The 18717-nt window shown below is 62.5% G+C and carries 15 protein-coding genes; 10 read left to right on the forward strand and 5 right to left on the reverse strand.

The window, feature by feature from the left end:
• Positions 1–49: 49 nt before the first annotated feature.
• Positions 50–1282, reverse strand: a complete 1233-nt coding sequence (locus KHO23_RS12260) for an ABC transporter substrate-binding protein (protein WP_211611481.1) — start codon at positions 1280–1282, stop codon at positions 50–52.
• A gap of 333 nt (positions 1283–1615) precedes the next feature.
• Here KHO23_RS12260 and KHO23_RS12265 point away from each other — a divergent pair, with 333 nt between their 5' ends.
• The 3 genes from KHO23_RS12265 (at position 1616) to KHO23_RS12275 (ending at position 4521) form a co-directional block, all read left to right on the forward strand.
• Positions 1616–2389, forward strand: coding sequence for an SDR family oxidoreductase (locus tag KHO23_RS12265; protein ID WP_211611483.1), 774 nt, complete (start codon positions 1616–1618; stop codon positions 2387–2389).
• A gap of 101 nt (positions 2390–2490) precedes the next feature.
• Positions 2491–3573: an ABC transporter ATP-binding protein gene (locus tag KHO23_RS12270; RefSeq protein ID WP_211611485.1), complete on the forward strand. Its 1083-nt coding sequence runs from the start codon at positions 2491–2493 to the stop codon at positions 3571–3573.
• Between the two features lie 84 nt (positions 3574–3657).
• Positions 3658–4521, forward strand: a complete 864-nt coding sequence (locus tag KHO23_RS12275) for a MurR/RpiR family transcriptional regulator (RefSeq protein WP_211611492.1) — start codon at positions 3658–3660, stop codon at positions 4519–4521.
• 56 nt (positions 4522–4577) lie between these two features.
• Here KHO23_RS12275 and KHO23_RS12280 read toward each other — a convergent pair whose 3' ends face one another.
• On the reverse strand, positions 4578–5615 hold the full coding sequence (locus KHO23_RS12280; protein ID WP_211611494.1) for a MerR family transcriptional regulator: 1038 nt from the start codon (positions 5613–5615) through the stop codon (positions 4578–4580).
• Between KHO23_RS12280 and KHO23_RS35405 the strand changes: the two genes are divergently transcribed.
• The 3 genes from KHO23_RS35405 (at position 5614) to KHO23_RS12290 (ending at position 9847) form a co-directional block, all read left to right on the forward strand.
• Complete coding sequence (locus tag KHO23_RS35405; RefSeq protein ID WP_268963889.1) at positions 5614–5742, forward strand: hypothetical protein; 129 nt, start codon at positions 5614–5616, stop codon at positions 5740–5742. The two genes, KHO23_RS12280 and KHO23_RS35405, sit on opposite strands and share 2 nt — an antisense overlap.
• A gap of 174 nt (positions 5743–5916) precedes the next feature.
• Positions 5917–7182, forward strand: coding sequence for a DUF3142 domain-containing protein (locus tag KHO23_RS12285; protein ID WP_211611495.1), 1266 nt, complete (start codon positions 5917–5919; stop codon positions 7180–7182).
• Positions 7169–9847 carry a hypothetical protein gene (locus KHO23_RS12290; protein WP_211611497.1) on the forward strand — a complete coding sequence of 893 codons (2679 nt, stop codon included), beginning with the start codon at positions 7169–7171 and terminating at the stop codon, positions 9845–9847. Before KHO23_RS12285 ends, KHO23_RS12290 begins: the two co-directional genes overlap by 14 nt.
• 82 nt (positions 9848–9929) lie before the next feature.
• Here KHO23_RS12290 and KHO23_RS12295 read toward each other — a convergent pair whose 3' ends face one another.
• The 3 genes from KHO23_RS12295 to KHO23_RS12305 form a co-directional block, all read right to left on the reverse strand.
• Entirely contained in the window at positions 9930–11504 is a 1575-nt protein-coding gene (locus KHO23_RS12295; protein WP_236066828.1) for a tannase/feruloyl esterase family alpha/beta hydrolase, read from the reverse strand.
• A 571-nt stretch (positions 11505–12075) separates the two neighbouring features.
• Positions 12076–12906: an IclR family transcriptional regulator gene (locus tag KHO23_RS12300; protein ID WP_211611501.1), complete on the reverse strand. Its 831-nt coding sequence runs from the start codon at positions 12904–12906 to the stop codon at positions 12076–12078.
• The gene (locus KHO23_RS12305; protein WP_211611503.1) at positions 12903–13760 is read right to left on the reverse strand and encodes an IclR family transcriptional regulator; all 858 of its coding nucleotides are present in this window, start codon (positions 13758–13760) and stop codon (positions 12903–12905) included. Before KHO23_RS12305 ends, KHO23_RS12300 begins: the two co-directional genes overlap by 4 nt.
• A 285-nt stretch (positions 13761–14045) precedes the next feature.
• On the opposite strand from KHO23_RS12305, the gene KHO23_RS12310 reads away from it, so the two are divergent.
• From KHO23_RS12310 to KHO23_RS12325, 4 genes are all read left to right on the forward strand, one after another.
• Complete coding sequence (locus tag KHO23_RS12310; protein ID WP_201082675.1) at positions 14046–15005, forward strand: MBL fold metallo-hydrolase; 960 nt, start codon at positions 14046–14048, stop codon at positions 15003–15005.
• A gap of 58 nt (positions 15006–15063) precedes the next feature.
• Positions 15064–16773, forward strand: a complete 1710-nt coding sequence (locus KHO23_RS12315) for an FAD-dependent oxidoreductase (RefSeq protein ID WP_211611505.1) — start codon at positions 15064–15066, stop codon at positions 16771–16773.
• 86 nt (positions 16774–16859) lie between these two features.
• Entirely contained in the window at positions 16860–17096 is a 237-nt protein-coding gene (locus tag KHO23_RS12320) for a DUF2783 domain-containing protein (protein WP_211611507.1), read from the forward strand.
• Positions 17097–17283: 187 nt separating this feature from the next.
• Positions 17284–18612, forward strand: a complete 1329-nt coding sequence (locus tag KHO23_RS12325; protein WP_211611509.1) for an MFS transporter — start codon at positions 17284–17286, stop codon at positions 18610–18612.
• Positions 18613–18717 lie beyond the last annotated feature (105 nt).

Consider the following 18717-nt stretch of genomic DNA (forward strand, 5'->3'; position numbering starts at 1 on the left):
ACGGCGGCGCGCGTTCCGTGTTCAGCAAATCACTACGTGACTACGCGTGTCACTTACCGAGCGACTTGTTCGCTTGCGCCGCCGCGGCGGTCAATGCGTCGGCGGGCTTCGCCTTGCCCAGGTAGATCGATTGCATTGAATCGGTCACAGCCTTCGCGGTGTCTTCCCAACCGGTCACGGTCGGCGCGAAGTGGGCAGTCGGCAGCAGCGCGACGAACGCTTTGGTGTCCGGATCGTTGAACGCCGGATCGGTCGCCTCAGCCTTGGTGGTCGGCAGGAAGCCTTCGGTCGTCGTGAACTCGACACGCGGTTCCTTCGTGAACAGATAGTCGAGGAACTTCCAGGCTGACTTCTTCACCTTCGAGTTCTTGAACATCACGATCGAGTCCGTCACCGCGTAGGTGGCGTGCGTGGTGCCCATCGGGATCGGATCGATGCCGTACTTCAGGTTCGGCGCTTCCTTCTTGATCTGCTTCGCGAGGAACGGTGCGGAGATCATCATCGCGACGCGGCCCTGCTTGAACAGGTTCTGCACGTCTTCGCGGCTGTAGCCGGTCACGCCGGGCTGCGTCAGGCCGTCGTCGATCATGGTCTTGTACAGCGTGGCGGCCTTGATGCCGGCCGGCGAACTGAACGCCGCCTTGCCGTCCTTGCCGACGACGTCGCCGCCGTTGGTCCACAGGGCGTAGTAATAGTAGACGTCGGTTTCGATTTCCTTGCCTTGCAGACCGAAGCCGGCAACGCCCTGCGCCTTCAGCTTCTTCGACGCATCGATCACGTCATTCCACGTTTTCGGGCCGTCGGGATAGCCGACCTTCGCGAGCAGATCTTTGTTGTAGTAGAGCGCGCGTGCGGAGGCGGCGATCGGCAGGCCGTACACCTTGCCGTTGATCTCACCCGGTGCGAGGAACGGGCCGATGAAGCGGCCCTTGAAGCTGGCGTCCATGTAGCTGTCGAGCGGTTCGGCAACGTCGTCCTTCACGAAGTCGAGCAGCCAGCGCGTACCGACGATCGCCAGGTCGGCGTTGGCGCCGCCGGAGATGTCCGTTTGCAGCTTCTGTTGCAGCGTGTCCCAGTTCACGTCTTCGATCTTGATCGTCGTGCCGGGATTGGCCTTCTCGAAGTTACGGGCCATTTTTTCGAAGTACGGCGCGGTCGCGTCGCTGTAATGCGCGACCGTCACGCGGACCGTGTCGGCGTGAGCCGCGACGGCGATACCTGCAAACGCGAGCGCCACGGCAACTTTGCCGAGCGCGAGGGAAGCACGGGCATGCAACGACATTTCTCTCTCCTGTGTCGAACGGAGTTAGCGCTTTAGCACTGACTCCGGTCCCATCCAACGATGGTGGGGTGGTCTGCTGCCGTCGCCGGCCGCTTTGGGTTAAATTGTTTGAAAAAATCCTACATGACGCAAAATAGCTTGTCACGTAGGGTCTGCCATATTTTTTATCAGCGGGTTTTGTGCATAAGATGCTGTAAAGCAGGGGTATTCTGCATAGTGAGAAGTCATGGATACCCAATATTCGGGATGACTAGACAACTGTTCGATGCCGGTTTTGTAGGAAATTTACATGCTAGACCGGTGCTGCAGCGGGATTGAGGAACGAGGGCAGACATGAATCGTGTGGTGTTAGTGACGGGCGCTTGCGGCGGTATCGGCAGCGTCTTGTGCAAGCGCTTCGTGGAGCAGGGCGATACCGTGCTGGCGCTCGATATCGACGCGGTCGCGCTTCACGGATTGGTGGCGCAACTCGGCGAGGCGCATATCACGCCTATCGCGGTCGACCTCGGTGACGCTGCCGCAGTGCAGCAGGCGGTTGCGGAGGCGGTGAAGACGCGCGGTCCGGTGGACGTGCTGGTTGCCAACGCAGGGGCCGCCAAAGGTCTGACGCTTGCCACGACCGACGCCGCCAGTTGGCAGCGCGACATTCATCTCAATCTGAACGGCACGTATCACACGGTCGAAGCGGTGCGCGCGTCGATGATCGAACGGCAGAAGGGCGTGCTGGTGCTGATCGGCTCGGTGAACGGCATGGCCGCACTCGGGCATCCGGCGTATAGCGCGGCGAAGGCGGGGCTCATCAGCTATACGAAAGCGCTGGCGATCGAACTGGGCCGCTACGGCATTCGCGCGAACATTGTGTGTCCGGGCACGGTGAAGACGCAGGCGTGGCACGCGCGCGTCGACAAGAATCCGCAAGTATTCGAGGATCTGAAGAAGTGGTACCCGTTGCGCGACTTTGCGACGCCTGACGACATTGCGGATGCAGTGATGTTCCTCGCGTCGCCCATGGCGCGCGTGATTACCGGCGTCGCGTTGCCGGTCGACGGTGGGCTGATGGCCGGCAACCGGTTGATGGCGGAAGAACTGACGCTGGAATCGTTTTGAACAGCGTGGAACGGTTTTGACGAGATAGCGCGGCGTGTTCCTTGCTCGATGAAACCGGGCAGCACGCCCGCACGACGATGCAGCACGACGATGAGGACAGCATGGCAGCAGTGCAACTGAGCGGCATCTTCAAACGCTATGGCGACACGCAAGTGGTGCACGGCATCGATCTCCACATCGACGACGGCGAGTTTGTCGTGCTGGTCGGTCCGTCGGGTTGCGGCAAGAGCACGCTGATGCGTATGGTGGCGGGGCTCGAAGAAATCAGCGGCGGCGATCTGATGATAGGCGGCACGCGCGCGAATATGCTCCCGCCGCAGCAACGCAATATCTCGATGGTGTTTCAGAGTTACGCGCTCTATCCGCATCTGTCGGTCTACGAAAACATTGCGTTCGGGCCGCGGATTCGCAAGGAATTGTCGGCAAGTTTCAAGCCGCGGATCGAAGCCGCCGCGAAGATGCTGAACCTCAGCGGCTATCTGGATCGCTTGCCGCGCGCGCTGTCGGGTGGCCAACGTCAGCGGGTGGCGATGGGCCGCGCGGTGGTGCGCGAGCCGTCGTTATTCCTGTTCGACGAACCGCTCTCCAATCTCGACGCCAAGCTACGCGTGCAGATGCGCACGGAAATCAAGGCGCTGCATCAGCGTCTGAAGAACACGGTGATCTACGTCACGCACGATCAGATCGAAGCAATGACGATGGCCGACCGCATCGTCGTGATGAACGCGGGGCGGATCGAACAGATCGGGCGTCCGCTGGAACTGTACGACCGTCCGGCGAATCTGTTTGTCGCGAGCTTCCTCGGCTCGCCGTCGATGAATTTCGCGGAGGGCGTGTTGATCAATCGGACGCAAGGACAGGGCTTTGCGCTAAAACTCACGGACGGTGGCGAGATCGTGCTGGAAGGTACCCCGGCCTCAGCGGTGGCCGGCGCGAAGGTCACACTCGGCGTACGTCCCGAACACATTGAAACAATGGCTGACAAGCCGGACGCCATGATGGAGGTCGAAGTGGTCGAGCCGACTGGCGCCGAGACCCATTTGTACGGGAAAATAGGCGGCAGCACGTGGTGCGTGACGACTCGCCAGCGCTCGAAAATCGAGCCCGGTCAGCGCGTGACGCTGCGCCTGCCGGCCGAGCATATTCATCTGTTCGATACGGAGAGTGGACGCAGGCTGGTCTGAACCGCGTGTTGCCGCTTGAGGCTGATTCAAGCAGTTTGAAGCTGCGACGCGACGCGGATTCATCTAACCCTTAAGGAACACCGGGTGTCCGCACCGAACTTGATTCCCCACATCCGCGGCGCGCTGGCCAATTTGCGGCCCGCCGAGCGCAAAGTTGCCGACATGGTGCTGAGCGACGTCGACTTTGCGATGCGCGCGAGCATTACCGAACTTGCGCAGCGCGCGGAGGTGTCCGAGCCTTCCGTCACGCGCTTTTGCCGCGCGATCGGCGCGCATGGTCTGCGCGACTTCAAGATGCAATTGGCGCAGAGTGTGGCGGGCGGGGTGCCGTATGCGTCGACGGCGGTTGCGCGTGATGACGATGCGCAGACCTTGATGGAGAAGGTGGGGGAGGCTGCCGTCGATGGGATTACGCATGCGTGTGGTGCGTTGGATCCGGCGGTGTTCGAGAGTGCGGTTGCGGCGTTGTCGAGCGCGGGGCGGGTTTTCTTCTTTGGCGTGGGCTCGGGGTCGGGGCTCGTTGCGCAAGACGCGGCTTTGAGGTTTTTGCGGCTGGATATTGCTGCTACTGCGTTTACCGATGGTCATTTGCAACGGCTTTACGCGGGCCTGATGGAGCCGGGTGATGTGGCCTTTGCGATTTCACATTCCGGACGCAGCGTCGAAGTGAATGAAAGCATTCAGATCGCCAAGGAGCGTGGCGCGACGACGATTGCGCTGACGAATGTGGGTTCACGGCTCGCGTGGCTGGTCGATATTCCGCTGCTGCTGCGCGTGCCGAGTCCGGTCGATCCGAATACGCCAGGTGTGTCGCGGCTCGTGCATCTGTGCATCATGGACGCGCTGGCAATCGGCGTCGCGTTGAAGGCGGGGCCCAAGACGCTTGAGAAGATGCGGCACGCGAAAGCGCGGTTGTCGTCGCATGAGCCGGAGGCGGCGGGGGATTGACCAGGACAGTCCGCTTCTGGCGCTCCACGACGAATACGTGAAGCATGCGTGAAGCGTCACGCTGCTTGAGTTCGCCAGGCGATCATGCCCGCCGTGCGCGCTCGAACCTCCGGCGAGGCTAAACAGGTTGCAACGGCCTCGTATCCTGGCGTGCCTGGATAGGGGGCGACAAGCGTGGGCGGGCTGTGATTGGCGGGGCACAGGATAATGGATTCGTCAGGGCCGATTGCAGCGAGATCCAGGATCGCTGAAGAGCGTGTCATCAGAAACAGAGCGCGCGCGCCTGTTTTGGCGCGTTGGCGGAGATGGACGATCAATGCTTCCTGCGTGGCCTGATCCAGCCCTTGCTCTACCATGTCGACGACAAGAACAACGTGCCCTTCGGATTCCAGGCCGACGAGCAGAGCGGTGAGCGCTTCCGATTCTGTCGCGCCTTCGTCGGTGAGCCACGCCAGCGTCTGATCCACTCGCGATCTGAGAGCCGAATCCGCTTCCAGGCGGGCTACGGTAACGGCATTGCCATCGTTTATCCGCTCGAGGCCGAGGAAAGCGGCATTCGGCAGGTTCTCGGCCAGACATATCGCCAGCCGTGTCTTACCGCTTCCCAAAGGACCGATGATGTAGTTCAACGGCCGGATTTCGCGAAGTTCGAACCGTTCGCCACCCCACGGCCAGGGGAGGTCAAAGGCCGTGCCGAATTCCGCGGAAGGGTTGAGCAGGCGCGCCAGTTCTCCGTCGGCGGGCGCCTGGCCTCGGGCGAGATCCGCCCGCAGCCCCCTGACCTTGGCTATCGTCTCCACGAGCTGGCGAATTCCAGCTTCAAGCGTCGCTTCATGCGCAGCCAGAGCGGGTTCGAGACTTTGAGCGTCGCCTTTCAGCACGTGTGCCACCTGGGCGAGGCTGAGGCCAAGCGCACGCAGGGCCACAATTTCCGCTGCACGAATCATCTCGTCGGGACCATAGGTACGATACCCGGCGACAGTGCGCTCCGGCGTCACCAAGCCTCGCTGCTCGTAAAGCCGCAGCGCTTTGGTTGAGACGCCGAGTCGTTGCGCCGCTTCGGAAGCACTCAAAAATTGGGTGGAACAGCGCATGAGTCACCTCTTCGTTTTGCTGACGATGCACATCATGAAGTTGGCCCTTGGGGCCGAGTCAACAGGATATTGGCAGCGCGGTATCGTTTTCACGGCATCGTTTTACAACGAACTGCGCGCACCATAAAATCCGCCGGACTAACTGAATCCGTACATGCATCGCGCATTGTCAAAGCGCATTGTCCAGGATATCCCGAAGGGAACATGAAAAAGCTTATCGCTTCAGCCCTGCTGTGCCTGCCCCTGCTCGCGCACGCCGGCACTGGCGACACCGCTTACCGCGTGCCCAAAGCTTTGCACCATGAATAACGGCGGGACAGCACCGGCGCGGTGGCGAGTGCGCGGCGGGCTCGCTGCTTGCATCGTGCCGCTGCTCGTGTTGTTGCTGACGCTCGTCGGCGCTTGCGGCAAGCCGCCGGCACCGTTGTCGAACGATGCCTATATCTGGCAACGCAAATGGACACCTTCCGTCACCTCCGCGATTGAATACAGCAGCGGCTTCGTTCAAACGTGGCATGTGCTCGCCGCAGAAAAAGACACCCAAGACGACTGGACCCTCGTCTCGCCCGGTTGGGCGACGCTCGCCGCAGCACACGCGCCCGTCACAGCCGTCATCCGGATCGACGGCCAACTCGACGATCTGAATACGTTGCCGGTCGCGCACATCGTCAAGCTCGCCGCGGACTGGAAGCAACACGGCGTGACACTCGCGGCTATCGAAATCGATCACGACTGCGCGACATCCCGACTCGCCGTATACACGCGCTTCCTCTCCGCGTTACGTGCGCAACTCGATCCCACCGTCAAACTGACGATTACCGCGCTGCCCACCTGGCTCGACAGCCCCGCGCTCGACGCGCTGCTGGCTCAAGCCGATGAATCCATCCTGCAGGTGCACGCGGTCATGAACCCGGCGCGAGGCCTGTTCGACCCGACGCAAGCGCGCGCAAGGTTGCGCGAATTCGCGCAACGCACCACGCATCCGTGGCGCGTTGCGTTGCCGACATACGGCACGCGCGTCACATGGGGCGATGACGGCCGCGTGGCCGGCATCGAAAGCGAGCGCCCGATGTTGCTCGCCAACGGCTTCACGCAAGGGGTATCGCATGAACTCGTCGCGCAACCGGAGCAGATCAGCGCTTTCGTCGCGCGGATCGAACGCGACGCGTTGCCGGGACTCAAGGGCATCGTCTGGTTCCGTCTCCCTACCGATGCCGACGAGCGAGCCTGGAGTCTCGCCACCTGGCGCGCCGTGCTCACGCGCGCGCCGCTGACGGCCGCCATTGCCGCCGACGTGCGCCAAAGCGCGCAGCAGCCGGGCCTCTTCGACGTCTCGCTCGTCAGCGGCGGCAATACCGACGCGCCACTCCCTGCTGTCGTGCGCACCGGTTCCTCATGTGAAGCCGCCGACGGCATCAACGGCTACGCACTCGACTATGACGCGCACGGCATGCTGCTGCGGCGTGTCCAACCCGGCTTGCTGCGCGCGGAAATGCGCCGCGACATCGGTTGGCTTCGCTGCGGCGAAGCCGATAACAAAAAGGTCTCTGTTCATGTTGAACCGTAAATATCTCGCGCTCGGCGGCGGGTTCGCGTTGTTGGCTGGCGCGGTCATCGTCCACGCGTGCGGACCATTTTTTCCGCTGCAATTGCTCGACAATCGCGCGGGCACGCTATCCGGTACGCCGAACAATTCGTTTGCGTATGAAGCCGCGCGTCTTGTGAAGCCGGGCGATCGTCTATTGGCGCCTGAAGCCGTGCGCGTTCCGGCGGGACAGCAGCCTGTCGATCCTGCCAGGGCGGTGTTGGCGGGCCTCTCGCCAGAACAGATCGCAACGCTGGCCGAGATGGCCAAGGCCGCTGACGGTGACGCCGCTTTTGCAATGGGAACGGGCGTGCCGGAGGCGCAGCGGCTCTTTGCAGCCGCGGACGTCGATTTCGAGCACGCGCTGGCGGCCTGCACAAGCACGGCAAGTGCAGCGGCGGATGCGCCTGCATCCCGCGCAAATGCAGCTGCCGAAAATGCAGACGCCGCCAATGCAGCCGCCGCAGACGCAGACGCCGCTGCGTCGAGCGCCTCGCCCGATACTGACGCAGCAAACACAACAGCCGCCCGATCCCCCTGCGCTGCACGCGAACCGCTACTCGGCCGTGCGGCCACGCGACTCGACGCGATCCTCGCATTGCCCGCCTCAGCCAGCGCTCCACGCGTGGTGGCCGCGGCAATCGAACTCGCGGCGATTGCCCAGGCCCGAGCAGACGACTGCAAGAGGGGCAACGCCTGTGCCGTGCTCACGGCCGCATTGCCGGCGGCCTACGCAAAACCGCGCGCGCTCGCGGCGAATGGCGCCCCCGATCCCGAAGGCCTGGCGGTGGCCAGCTTCGGCGACGAGGCGCTCACCTATCTGCACGACAAGAAGACCGGCAAACAATGCGATTACCGCAGCTTCCTGAATAACACGCCGTGCGCGGCGGCGATCGCGCCGGCGAATCTCAAACAGGCCATCGACCTCTATGCGCAGGAGGCGGCACGCGGTGGCGGCAGCGGCTTGCAATCCATGCGCTTCATCGCTGCGTGGACGCTGGCCGACAAGGCGCGCGTCGCGTCACTGATCGACGACCCGGTCGCGCAACGTTTGCTGGTCGCGTATGCGCTCGCGCGCGAAGGCGACATCGTCAAGGACCAACCGGCGAGTGAATTCGAATACTACGGTGGCTACGACAACAGTTACGGCCCGACCGGTTATGCCGATGCCTCCCGCGGCGACAAGGGCATCAAATCCAACCCGGCGTTGGTGTCGCTGGTCGAGGCGATCCAGCAACGCGGCATCGACCATGTGGCGGGTGCCGATCGCCTCGCCGCGCTCGCCTATCGAGTCGGCCGCTACGATTTCGCCAGTACGCTGGTGGCGCGTGAACACAGCGCGCTCGCAAGCTGGGTGAGCGCAAAGCTCGCCTTGCGCCGGGGCGATACGGCGGCTGCGGTTAAGGCCTATGCGCAGGCCGCCAAAGCGTTCCCATCCGCCGATTCGAGCGTCGAGCCGGCCGGCGCGCAGTTGATCGAGGGCGAGCAGGCGGTGTTGACGCTGTCGCGCGGCCAGTATGTCGAGGCGCTCGGCTACCTGTTTGACGCGGCGTCGCGACAGGACAAGAACGGTGCGTACGACGACTCTGTCTCCGAAGTCGCTTACGGCAGCGACATGGCCTACATCGCGGAACGCGTGCTTACCACGGACGAACTGAAGCGCTTCGTCGACACGCGCGCGCTCGCATCGGCGGTGCCGCCGGTGCCATCGTCCGATGCGAGTGCCAACGCTTACTACGCCTTGCGCCCGACCACCGCCGATACGTTGCGTTATCTGCTCGCGCGCCGCCTCGTGCGCGATGGCCGGATCGACGAAGCGCTGCCGTATTTCCCCGCCGACAACGATCCGCGCTACGTCTCCTTCAGTTGGGAGGGTGGCCAGACAACCCGCAAGCAATTGCAGCTTCGCAAGCTCGCGCGTGACTATGCGGCCGCGCTGGACGAGGCGCAGCATGCGTGGACGCGCACGAACCGCGCGCGTGGCTGGTTCGACGCTGCGACGCTCGCGAAGCGGTCCGGCATGGAGTTGATGGGCTATGAGCAAGGGCCGGATTTTCACGACGTCGACGGCGCGTTCGCAGGTGGATCGGGACGCTCAGGCGTTATCGGTGCGCGGGTGAATCGGGCTTCCGAGGCTGGCGCGGCCCGTGCGCCCGCGGTACCGGACACACCGGCGGCGCGCGCGCAGGCGGATCTGGCTGGACCGTTCGTCACCGCTGACGAGAAGCGCCGCTATGCGGCCAGCGAGAGCAAACCGTTGACGCGTTTTCACTACCGCGAAATCGCTGCCGACTACATCGGCAAAGCGGCCGACGGGCTGCCGCCGCGTTCGCAGGCATTCGCCGCCGTGCTATGCCGTGGGACCGGCTGGATGCACAACGACGATCCGTCGCGCGCGCTCGGTTTTTATCAGCGCTATGTCAAGGAGGGGGCTTTCGTCGACTTCGGCGGTCCGTTCGGCACGTTGTGCCCCGAACCGGATTTCCGCGCCGCGGCGGCGTTCACCTATACGCAGGCATGGCGCAACGTGAAGCGTGACGCAGGGCGCAATAAGAAACGCGTGGCGCTGATCGGGCTGCTGATCGCCGCGGGTGTGATCGGTGTGGGCGTGTGGCGCTATCGGAAGACGAAGGCGCGGCCAGACTGAGGCCGCGCCTGTCCCCCGCATAGGGCCGCGATGGAATCACCAACCTTCGGTCAGTTCCATCGCCTGTTGCATGGCCCAAATGTCATTGTGTCGCGCAGGTGAAGCTCGAGGCCGTGTTGACGTCGCCCGAGCCGTTGTATTTCGGCCAGCTCGGGAATTCGCACAGCGGTCGGGTCCGTCCCGGAACACCGGCCGTGTCGGCGACAACCTGAGGCGGCGGCGTCGTGCCATGTTCAACCCAATTTTCCATGGTCGTCAGTGAATCCCAGGCGGCGTTGTACACCGTGCTGACGGCGTGGCCATAGCCTGGAATCTCGTAGAAGCGCACGAAGTTGGCGACGTTCGATACCCCCATGGTGCTCTGCAGGCGTTGATAGTACTGCTCGGTCGACCGGGTGCTGACGAGCACATCGGACATGCCATGCGCCATCAGGATCTTGCCGCCCTTCGCATTGAAGGCCGACAGGTCGGTTTTGTTATCGTCCTGGATGCCAGTCAACTGACTGATGCGTGTCTGCAGTGTGCCCGGGTTTTGCGGATCGACGGTAAGCGAATTGAAGTTCGGATCACGCGTCACGAAATAGCGGATCCACTGATCCCAGAACACACTCATGTACGGTGCCGTGTTGGGCATCGGTGACGCCGGCTGCGAAGTGCCGAGCGCAAGCGTCGTCACGGTAGGCTGCAACGGCGACGCATTCACGACGCCCAGATCCGCACCGTAGACGTTAAACCCGGGATACTGGGTTTCGCCGCTGGCGAGTGCGTAGTTGAAGGTGATCGGCGTGTTGTACACGTTGAGCGCGCCGATCTGGGCATCCGACAGGCAGGTGTCGCCGGTATCCGCCCCGCCGGGGCAGCGCAAGGGCGTGCCATTCAGGGTGGCCGTAGACGGATTGAAGCTCGCGTTGCAAGCGTTGATGTTGCTGATCAATCCATCCGCGACGCCATCCAGCGCGTCGCACGCAGCTATCACCGTGTCATGAAGCACCTTGCGTTTGGACTGATCGAGGTACGCACCGGGAGCCGCGAGGGCGCGTGTGATCCGGCCGAACTGCAGATCCAGGCTGGCGGCGTTCCACGCCGGATACAGGACGATCGACCCGTCCCAGTCTTGCGGCCATCGTTGGACGACAGCCAGTGCCTCGCGGCCGCCGGATGAGCCACCCGCGAAATACGACCTCGTCGGCGCGTTGACCGCGTAGCGCGCATCGATCAGATAGACGGCTGCATCACGGGTTTTCTTCAACGCGTCACCGGCAAAATTCTGGACCGCTTCGTCGTTTACGCCGAACGATCCATCCTTGCTGCCCAGCGCATTGGCCTGGTGGCCCGAGTCGCTTGCGAAGGTGGCGTAGCCGCGTCCAAGCGGGGTGAGCTGGTTGGTCGGGCCCGCAGGAACATTGCCTGTCGGAGAGGGAATCGTGCCGTCATAGCCGCCGCCGCCGAACATCATGATCTTGGTATTCCAGGTAGTCGGCAAGGCAAGCTGGAAATTGATCTTTGGCGCCGCAGGATCGACAGGGCTGATTGCCCCCGTGACCATGCAGTATTCGCCAGTCGCCGTGGCGCCCGTGCCCGACGCGGGGACCGTGGTTGCCGCGGTCACGGCCGCGCCCGTGGTCGGCAGGCCGATGGAGGACGCGGGCACGCTCATGCCGGCCAGTTGCGCGCAACTCAGTGCCACGCGTGATGGCGCATTGCTATCGATATGGCCGCCGCATCCGGACAGCAAAATAAGTATTCCAGCCGACGCGATAAGCCATTCCGCTCCGGACGAGTTCAAAACATGACCAAGGTGTCTCGCACGCAATTGTTGCCTCCATGATTGTTTGGTTATGTCGCTGAGAACTTGAATAACAACGGGTTCGACCAGTCGTACAGCGGTAAAACAATACACCCGCACAGGGCAAAGCGACCGGGGCCATCAAGCAGACTCTGTGCCATATGAGGTGAAATGCGCTGCCGCCGGCCTGTGCGCCTATCTGCCTGCGCGCCGGTGAGAAGAATTACTTTAAAAGCGTCTCAAATCGCGGACGTTATGTGGAAAGGCGTTGTTTCGACATGGATAAACCCGGTTATATACAAGGGCTTGCCGCTAATCTCAAAAGTGAGATTAGCTTGTCGATAAATTGAGACTTGATGCGCAGCGAATGAATGGACCCGATCAGTTCCGATTGCTGGGCTCGTAAATCGATTACTTATCGCTTATCGCTTATTGCGGCAGCTTATTCCGCTTCTGGCACCACCGCCATCCAGCCAAACCGCCGTGACAACCTGAGGGTTGCCGCGCGCAACGTCTGCGCGGGGCCGCCCGCCAGCGCGCTATCGAAGCTGCCGCTCGGCCCCATCAACGCGAGCACCAGACAGATGCTGCCGGTATGGTCCAGCACCGGCGCGGCCAAGGTGTCGATGCCAGGCACTGGCCGGCTTAATGCGGTATCGATGCCGTCCGCACGGATTTGCGTGAGGCGTTGCGTGTAGGCTTTTGTCACCCCCGCCTCGGTCCCAGCCAGCCGCAAGTGATCCTGCGCCAACAGACCATGACGCACATCGTCCGCGACATACGCAGCGAACACTCGCCCGATCGCGGTATTCACCAGCGACATCACCGTGCCGACCCGCAAGCTCACATGCAGCGGCCGCGCCGACTCTTCGAGGCGCACGACAGTCGGCCCGAGCGGCCCGAGCACCGCCATCGCGACACTCATTCCCGTCGACGCCGCCAGTTCGACCACTTCCGGCTCAGCTTCCCGCGTCGGCGACAAACGCTGCAAGCCGATCAAGCCAAGCTCCAACGCTAACGGCCCGGCTTCGAAACAGCCAGCAGCATCACGATTGAGCAAGCCGATCTTTAGCAGACTCACCAGATGCGGAAACGCTTTGGCCGGCGGCATGCCCGCCGCCGCGGCAAGGTCGCGCAAGCTCAACGGCCGTGCGGCAGAAACGAGTGCACCAAGCAACTCGCCCGTGCTATCGAGCGACTGGATGCCGCGCTGCGGCTTCGCATCGGCGGAAGCGCCGGAACCGGCGTAAGAGGTGTCAGGAGAATCGGTCACGGTGCGGAAGACGCTAACAAGGAAGGTGCTGCCGCAAGTTCAGCGCTGATGCCATGAGCGGCGGCAAGCAGCGCGCGAGCCGTCGAGCCATCGGCGGCGACGTCGATCGCGCCGGTCGAGCCGATCACCGTCAGCGCGAGACACAAGCGGCCGTCGGCATCGAGTACCGGCGCACTCAAACTGCTGATGCCTGGACTCGGCGCGTCGACGCTGCATTCCAGCCGGCGTGCGCGGATTGCCTCTAACGCGGTCTCGAACGCGGCGCTTTCATCAGGTGGCGTCATTGCCTGATTCACCGAGCCCGACTGGTTCGCCCACATCCCCGCCAGTGCTTCGCGTGGCAGATAAGCACAAAACACGCGCCCCGTCGACGTGGCCGGCAGCGACATCACCGTGCCCACGTGCAGGTTCACATGCAACGGAAAGCCCGCATGCTCGTAGCGGACGATGGTCGGCCCTTGCGGCCCGGCAATACAGATCGCGACGCTGAAGCCGATCGCCTCGGCCAAAGCCGCCACGCGCGGCACGGCGGCGCGAAACGCCGGCTGGTTCTCCAGATGCATCAATCCAAGCCGCAACGACAGCGGCCCCGGTTCATAACGGCCCGACAATTCGTCGCGTTTGATCAGACCTAAGCGGCTCAGGCTCACCAGATAAGCATGCGCCTGCCCCGGTGCGATCTGTGCGGCAGTGGCGAGATCGGACAAAGCGAGCGGACTGCGCGCCTGCGCCAGTGCCAGCAACACACGGCCGCCCACTTCGACGCTCTGAATCCCGCGCTGCGTCTTGCCGCCATCTGCCGTCTCGCTGCCGCCCGCGCCTTTGCCGGTGGCCGATTTCGCTGCTTTGCTCACACCCGCGCTCGTCCGTAAAAAGGGTCCATGTTAGCCGAAGCCCCGCGCGAAAGCCCGCGCTGTCCTGTCCTCATCTTAGGCGCTTTGAAATTTGCGTATAGCGATACATTTCGCTATTGACAAATAATCTGAGGCGGCCATAAGATGCATTCACCCCGACATACCGGTGCAGTCACAGAGTCAAAACGGGGCGAGACAAGCTCCAATACCGTCAGCCCGCGTATCCGAAATCCGGGCGCGCAGCCGGCCGTCTCGCCTCACGTCCAACTTTTGAGGGAGACAAGCATGGCAAAGGCATTCGCATCCCAGGCCGACCTGGAAGTCAAGAAAGTCACGTGGACCAAGCTGTCCGAGAACGCTTACGCGTACACCGCTGAAGGCGATCCGAACTCGGGCGTGATCATCGGCGACGACGGCGTGCTGATCGTCGACACCACCGCCACGCCGGCCATGGCGCAAGACCTCATCGCAAAGATCCGCAGCGTCACCGACAAACCCATCAAATACGTCGTGCTGTCGCACTACCACGCAGTGCGCGTGCTGGGCGCGTCGGCGTATTTCGAAGAAGGCGCGCAGCAGGTGATCGCGAGCCGCGGCACGTACGAGATGATCGTCGAGCGCGGCGAAGCCGACATGAAGTCGGAAATCGAACGCTTCCCGCGCTTGTTCGCCGGTGTCGAAACGGTACCGGGCCTGACGTGGCCGACGCTGGTATTCGAAAAAGAAATGACGCTGTTCCTCGGCAAACTCGAAGTGCGCATTGCGCATCTGGGCGCGGGTCATACGAAGGGCGATACGGTGGTGTGGCTGCCGTCGCAGAAGGTGTTGTTCTCCGGCGACCTGGTCGAATACGACGCAGCCTGTTATTGCGGCGACGCTCAACTCGAACAATGGCCGGCCACGCTGGAAGCACTGCGCGCGCTGAAGGCTGAGAAGCTCGTGCCGGGCCGCGGTCCTGCCTTGACCACGCCGGAAGACGTCAACAAGGGCCTCGATTACACGAAAGACTTCGTCACCACGCTGTTGCAGCAAGGCCGCGAAGCTGTCGAACAGAAGCTCGATCTGAAGGCCGCGATGGCGCACACGCGCAAGGCAATGGATCCGAAATTCGGCCACGTGTTTATCTACGAGCACTGCCTGCCGTTCGACGTCTCGCGTGCCTTCGACGAAGCGAGCGGCATTACGCATCCGCGCATCTGGACCGCGCAGCGCGACAAGGAAATGTGGGACGCGCTGCAAGCCTGACCGGCGCATAGAAACGCCGGAGAGCCTGAAGCAGAGCAGAGAAGGACGGAGACACAAGATGAGCATCAACTACCAGACGCTGTCGTTCGACTATCAGCCGTGCCGCGAACAAAGCGGGCAAAGCGCTGCGGATCAGGCGCCTTATCCCGTGATCGTGGTCGGCGCGGGGCCGGTGGGCCTCGCTTCCGCGATCGATATCGCGCAGCAGGGCATCCCGGTCGTCCTGGTGGACGACGACTGTTCGTTGTCCACCGGTTCGCGGGCGATCTGCTTCTCGAAGCGCTCGCTCGATATCTTCGACCGGCTCGGCTGCGGGCAGCGCATGGTGGAAAAGGGCATCAGCTGGAATGTCGGCAAAGTGTTCCTGAAAGATGAACTGGTCTACACGTTCAATCTGCAGCCGGAAGCGGGCCACCACCGGCCCGCGTTCATCAACTTGCAGCAGTACTACGTGGAAGGCTTTCTGCTCGAACGCGCGCAGGAGATGCCGAATCTCGAGATCCGCTGGAAGAGCAAGGTGGTCGGTGTGCAGCAGCACGGCGCGCCTGGCACTGCTCAAGCGAGTGTGACGCTCACCATCGATACGCCCAACGGTCAGTACCCGTTATGCGGCCGCTATGTGGTGGCCGCCGACGGCTCGCGCAGCCCGATGCGCAATCTGATGGGACTCGACAGCAAGGGCGTCACGTTCAAAGACCGCTTCCTGATCGCCGACGTGAAGATGGAAGCGGAGTTTCCGACCGAGCGTTGGTTCTGGTTCGATCCGCCGTTCCATCCGAATCAATCGGTGTTATTGCATCGTCAGCCGGATAACGTGTGGCGGATTGATTTTCAGTTGGGCTGGGACGCCGATCCGGTGCTGGAAAAAACGCCGGAACGAGTGATTCCGCGCGTGCGTGCGTTGCTCGGACCAGATGCGAAGTTTGAGCTGGAATGGGTCAGCGTCTATACGTTTTCGTGTTTGCGCATGGAACGCTTCCGGCATGGCAACGTGTTGTTCGCGGGCGATTCCGCGCATGGTGTGTCGCCGTTCGGCGCGCGCGGCGCGAATAGCGGCGTGCAGGACGCGGAGAACCTCGCTTGGAAACTGGCAATGGTGCTCGAAGGCAAAGCCGCCGACACCTTGCTCGACACGTATGCGAGCGAGCGCGAATTCGCCGCCGACGAAAACATTCGCAACTCCACGCGCTCGACCGATTTCATCACGCCGAAGAGCCCGGTGAGCCGCGTGTTTCGCGATGCCGTGCTGAAGCTCGCCCGGCATCACCCGTTCGCACGACAGTTGACGAATAGCGGCCGCCTCTCGGTGCCTGCGGTGTTGCGTGATTCCCCGCTGAATACAGCGGACAGCGAGAGCTTCGAAGGTCTGATGGTGCCGGGGGCATCGTGCGTCGATGCGCCGGTTCATGCTGCCGGACAACCGGCCTGGTTGTTACAGCAACTCGGCCAGCAATTCACAGGCGTGTTGTTTTGCGGCTCGCAAGGCGTCGATCAGGCGACGCAAGCTGCGTTGGATGCATTGCGTAGCGGTCCGATTCCGCTGAAGCTCGTCGTGGTGACGAGCGGTGATGCGCAGGTCGTTGCGGCTTCGGGTGCAGATGTGTTGCACGACATTGACGGTCTTGCCGCCGCGCGTTACGACGCCAAACCCGGCACGTTCTACCTGATCCGTCCTGACCAGCATGTCTGCGCGCGTCGGCGACAACTCGACGCGAGCTTTGTGGAAGATTCATTGAAGCGAGCATTGTGCGTTGAAGGCACGGCCTGAAGTCTCCGCATTGACAGTACACGTGGCACTTGCGGCCCAGGCGGAAAACGCAGCACATCGGCACAAGAAAATAGCAGGAGACACTTATGGCATTGAACACGCAACCCAATCTCGCCCGCCCCGACGATTTCTACGAGGCACTGATAGACATGCATCGCGATTTGGACGATGCGCAGAGTCAGTCGGCCAATGCGCAACTGATCCTGTTGCTCGCCAACCATATCGGCGATCACGCGACCTTGCTCGAAGCAATGCGGCACGCACGTGAAGGCGTGACCGACGTTGCGGCGCAAGGCGCGCGGACGCATTCGCTGGCTGCCTGAACACGAGTCACGACGAGCGGTAACGATAAAACGCTGTACGCGCGTGGCCGTTCGAGCCACGCGCAATTCACCACGGCGCGCGGCGCACCCATGCCACCGCATGCCGTTCCCGCAGAAAACAGAAACGCGGCGCATCAAGACGCCGGACCCAGCGGGTCCGCTGGACCCTCACGTTTGGAGATAACCGATGAGCCAATCCCACGCCCCCGCGCTCGAGCCGGGCGCATCCGCTGCTGCGCACGACGATCTGTTATATCGCAAGGTCTCGATGCGGATCATTCCGTTTCTGTTCCTGTGTTACGTGGTCTCGTTTCTCGACCGAATCAATATCGGTTTCGCGCAGTTGCAGATGAAGCACGACCTTGGTTTTAGCGACGCCATGTACGGGTTGGGCGCAGCGGTCTTTTATATCGGCTACGTGCTGTGTGAAGTGCCGAGCAATATGCTGCTGGCGCGCTTCGGCGCGCGCCGCACCTTCACGCGGATCATGCTGCTGTGGGGCATTGCATCGGTTGGCATGATGCTGGTATCGAAGCCCGCGCACTTCTACGTGCTGCGTTTTATGCTCGGCGTGTTCGAAGCGGGGTTCTTCCCGGGCATCGTGCTGTATCTGACTTACTGGTATCCGGCGCGGCGGCGTGCAGCCGTGCTGTCGATTTTCTTCGCGGGCGTCGCGGTGGCGGGTGTGCTCGGCGGCCTCGTATCCGGCTGGATCATGCGCGATATGGGCGGCGTGATGGGTCTGTTCGGCTGGCAGTGGATGTTCGTGATCGAAGGTGCGCCGGCCATCGTACTCGGCCTGCTTGCCGCGTTTTATCTGGTCGACGGTCCGCAACATGCAACGTGGCTCAATGCTGCCGAGAAGGCGCAATTGATTGCACAGCGCGATGAAGACCGTCGCGTTTCATCGGACGCACATTCATCGCGTTCCGTCATGCAATCGCTGCGCAATCCGCGGGTCTATCTGTTCGCGTTCATCTACTTCTCGCTCACCTGCGCCTCGCTAACGCTGAACTTCTGGATGCCGCTGATGATTCGCGACTTCGGCGTTCACGATGTACTGGCGATCAGCCTGTACACCGTGATTCCGAATGCGGTCGGCGCGGTGGGCCTGATCCTGATTGCTCGCCACTCGGACCGTCGCGGCGAACGACGCCGGCACTTTGCGGTTTGCACGATCGGCGGCGGCATCGCGCTGTCTCTGCTGACACTGCATCTGAGTAGCTTCCCGGCGATGCTCGCGATTCTCTCGCTGGCGGCCGTGCTGATCTTCGCCGCGTTGCCGATTTTCTGGACCGTGCCGTCGGGCTATCTGTCCGGCACCGCGGCGGCGGCCGGGATTGCGCTGATCAGCAGCATCGGCATTACGAGCGGGATTGTCAGCCCCTGGGTGATCGGTCTGATCAAGACGCACACCGGCAGCATGGACAATGCGTTGTATCTGCTGGCCGCGCTGCTGTTCGTTAGCGGTGTCGCGTTGCTGGTTGGCGTGCCGAAGGAAATGAAGCGAATCTAAGACTTGCACGGGCCGCCGACAAGGCGCGCCCGGCTGGCGGCCAGGCAGATTCGGCGCAGTTGTATGGCGGCGCGATCGGTGGTGGTCATGACCGGATTTTCCGCT

It is taken from the genome of Paraburkholderia haematera (assembly GCF_905220975.1).
In the GTDB taxonomy this organism is placed as follows: domain Bacteria; phylum Pseudomonadota; class Gammaproteobacteria; order Burkholderiales; family Burkholderiaceae; genus Paraburkholderia; species Paraburkholderia haematera.

Excerpts from the sequence above, each read along its gene's own strand:
- KHO23_RS12310 (WP_201082675.1), top strand. The coding sequence starts at position 14,046 with ATGGCAAAGGCATTCGCATCCCAGGCCGACCTGGAAGTCAAGAAAGTC.
- KHO23_RS12280 (WP_211611494.1), bottom strand. The coding sequence starts at position 5,615 with ATGCGCTGTTCCACCCAATTTTTGAGTGCTTCCGAAGCGGCGCAACGA.
- KHO23_RS35405 (WP_268963889.1), top strand. The coding sequence starts at position 5,614 with ATGAGTCACCTCTTCGTTTTGCTGACGATGCACATCATGAAGTTGGCC.
- KHO23_RS12260 (WP_211611481.1), bottom strand. The coding sequence starts at position 1,282 with ATGTCGTTGCATGCCCGTGCTTCCCTCGCGCTCGGCAAAGTTGCCGTG.
- KHO23_RS12325 (WP_211611509.1), top strand. The coding sequence starts at position 17,284 with ATGAGCCAATCCCACGCCCCCGCGCTCGAGCCGGGCGCATCCGCTGCT.
- KHO23_RS12285 (WP_211611495.1), top strand. The coding sequence starts at position 5,917 with ATGAATAACGGCGGGACAGCACCGGCGCGGTGGCGAGTGCGCGGCGGG.
- KHO23_RS12320 (WP_211611507.1), top strand. The coding sequence starts at position 16,860 with ATGGCATTGAACACGCAACCCAATCTCGCCCGCCCCGACGATTTCTAC.
- KHO23_RS12290 (WP_211611497.1), top strand. The coding sequence starts at position 7,169 with ATGTTGAACCGTAAATATCTCGCGCTCGGCGGCGGGTTCGCGTTGTTG.
- KHO23_RS12295 (WP_236066828.1), bottom strand. The coding sequence starts at position 11,504 with ATGAGCGTGCCCGCGTCCTCCATCGGCCTGCCGACCACGGGCGCGGCC.
- KHO23_RS12315 (WP_211611505.1), top strand. The coding sequence starts at position 15,064 with ATGAGCATCAACTACCAGACGCTGTCGTTCGACTATCAGCCGTGCCGC.
- KHO23_RS12270 (WP_211611485.1), top strand. The coding sequence starts at position 2,491 with ATGGCAGCAGTGCAACTGAGCGGCATCTTCAAACGCTATGGCGACACG.
- KHO23_RS12265 (WP_211611483.1), top strand. The coding sequence starts at position 1,616 with ATGAATCGTGTGGTGTTAGTGACGGGCGCTTGCGGCGGTATCGGCAGC.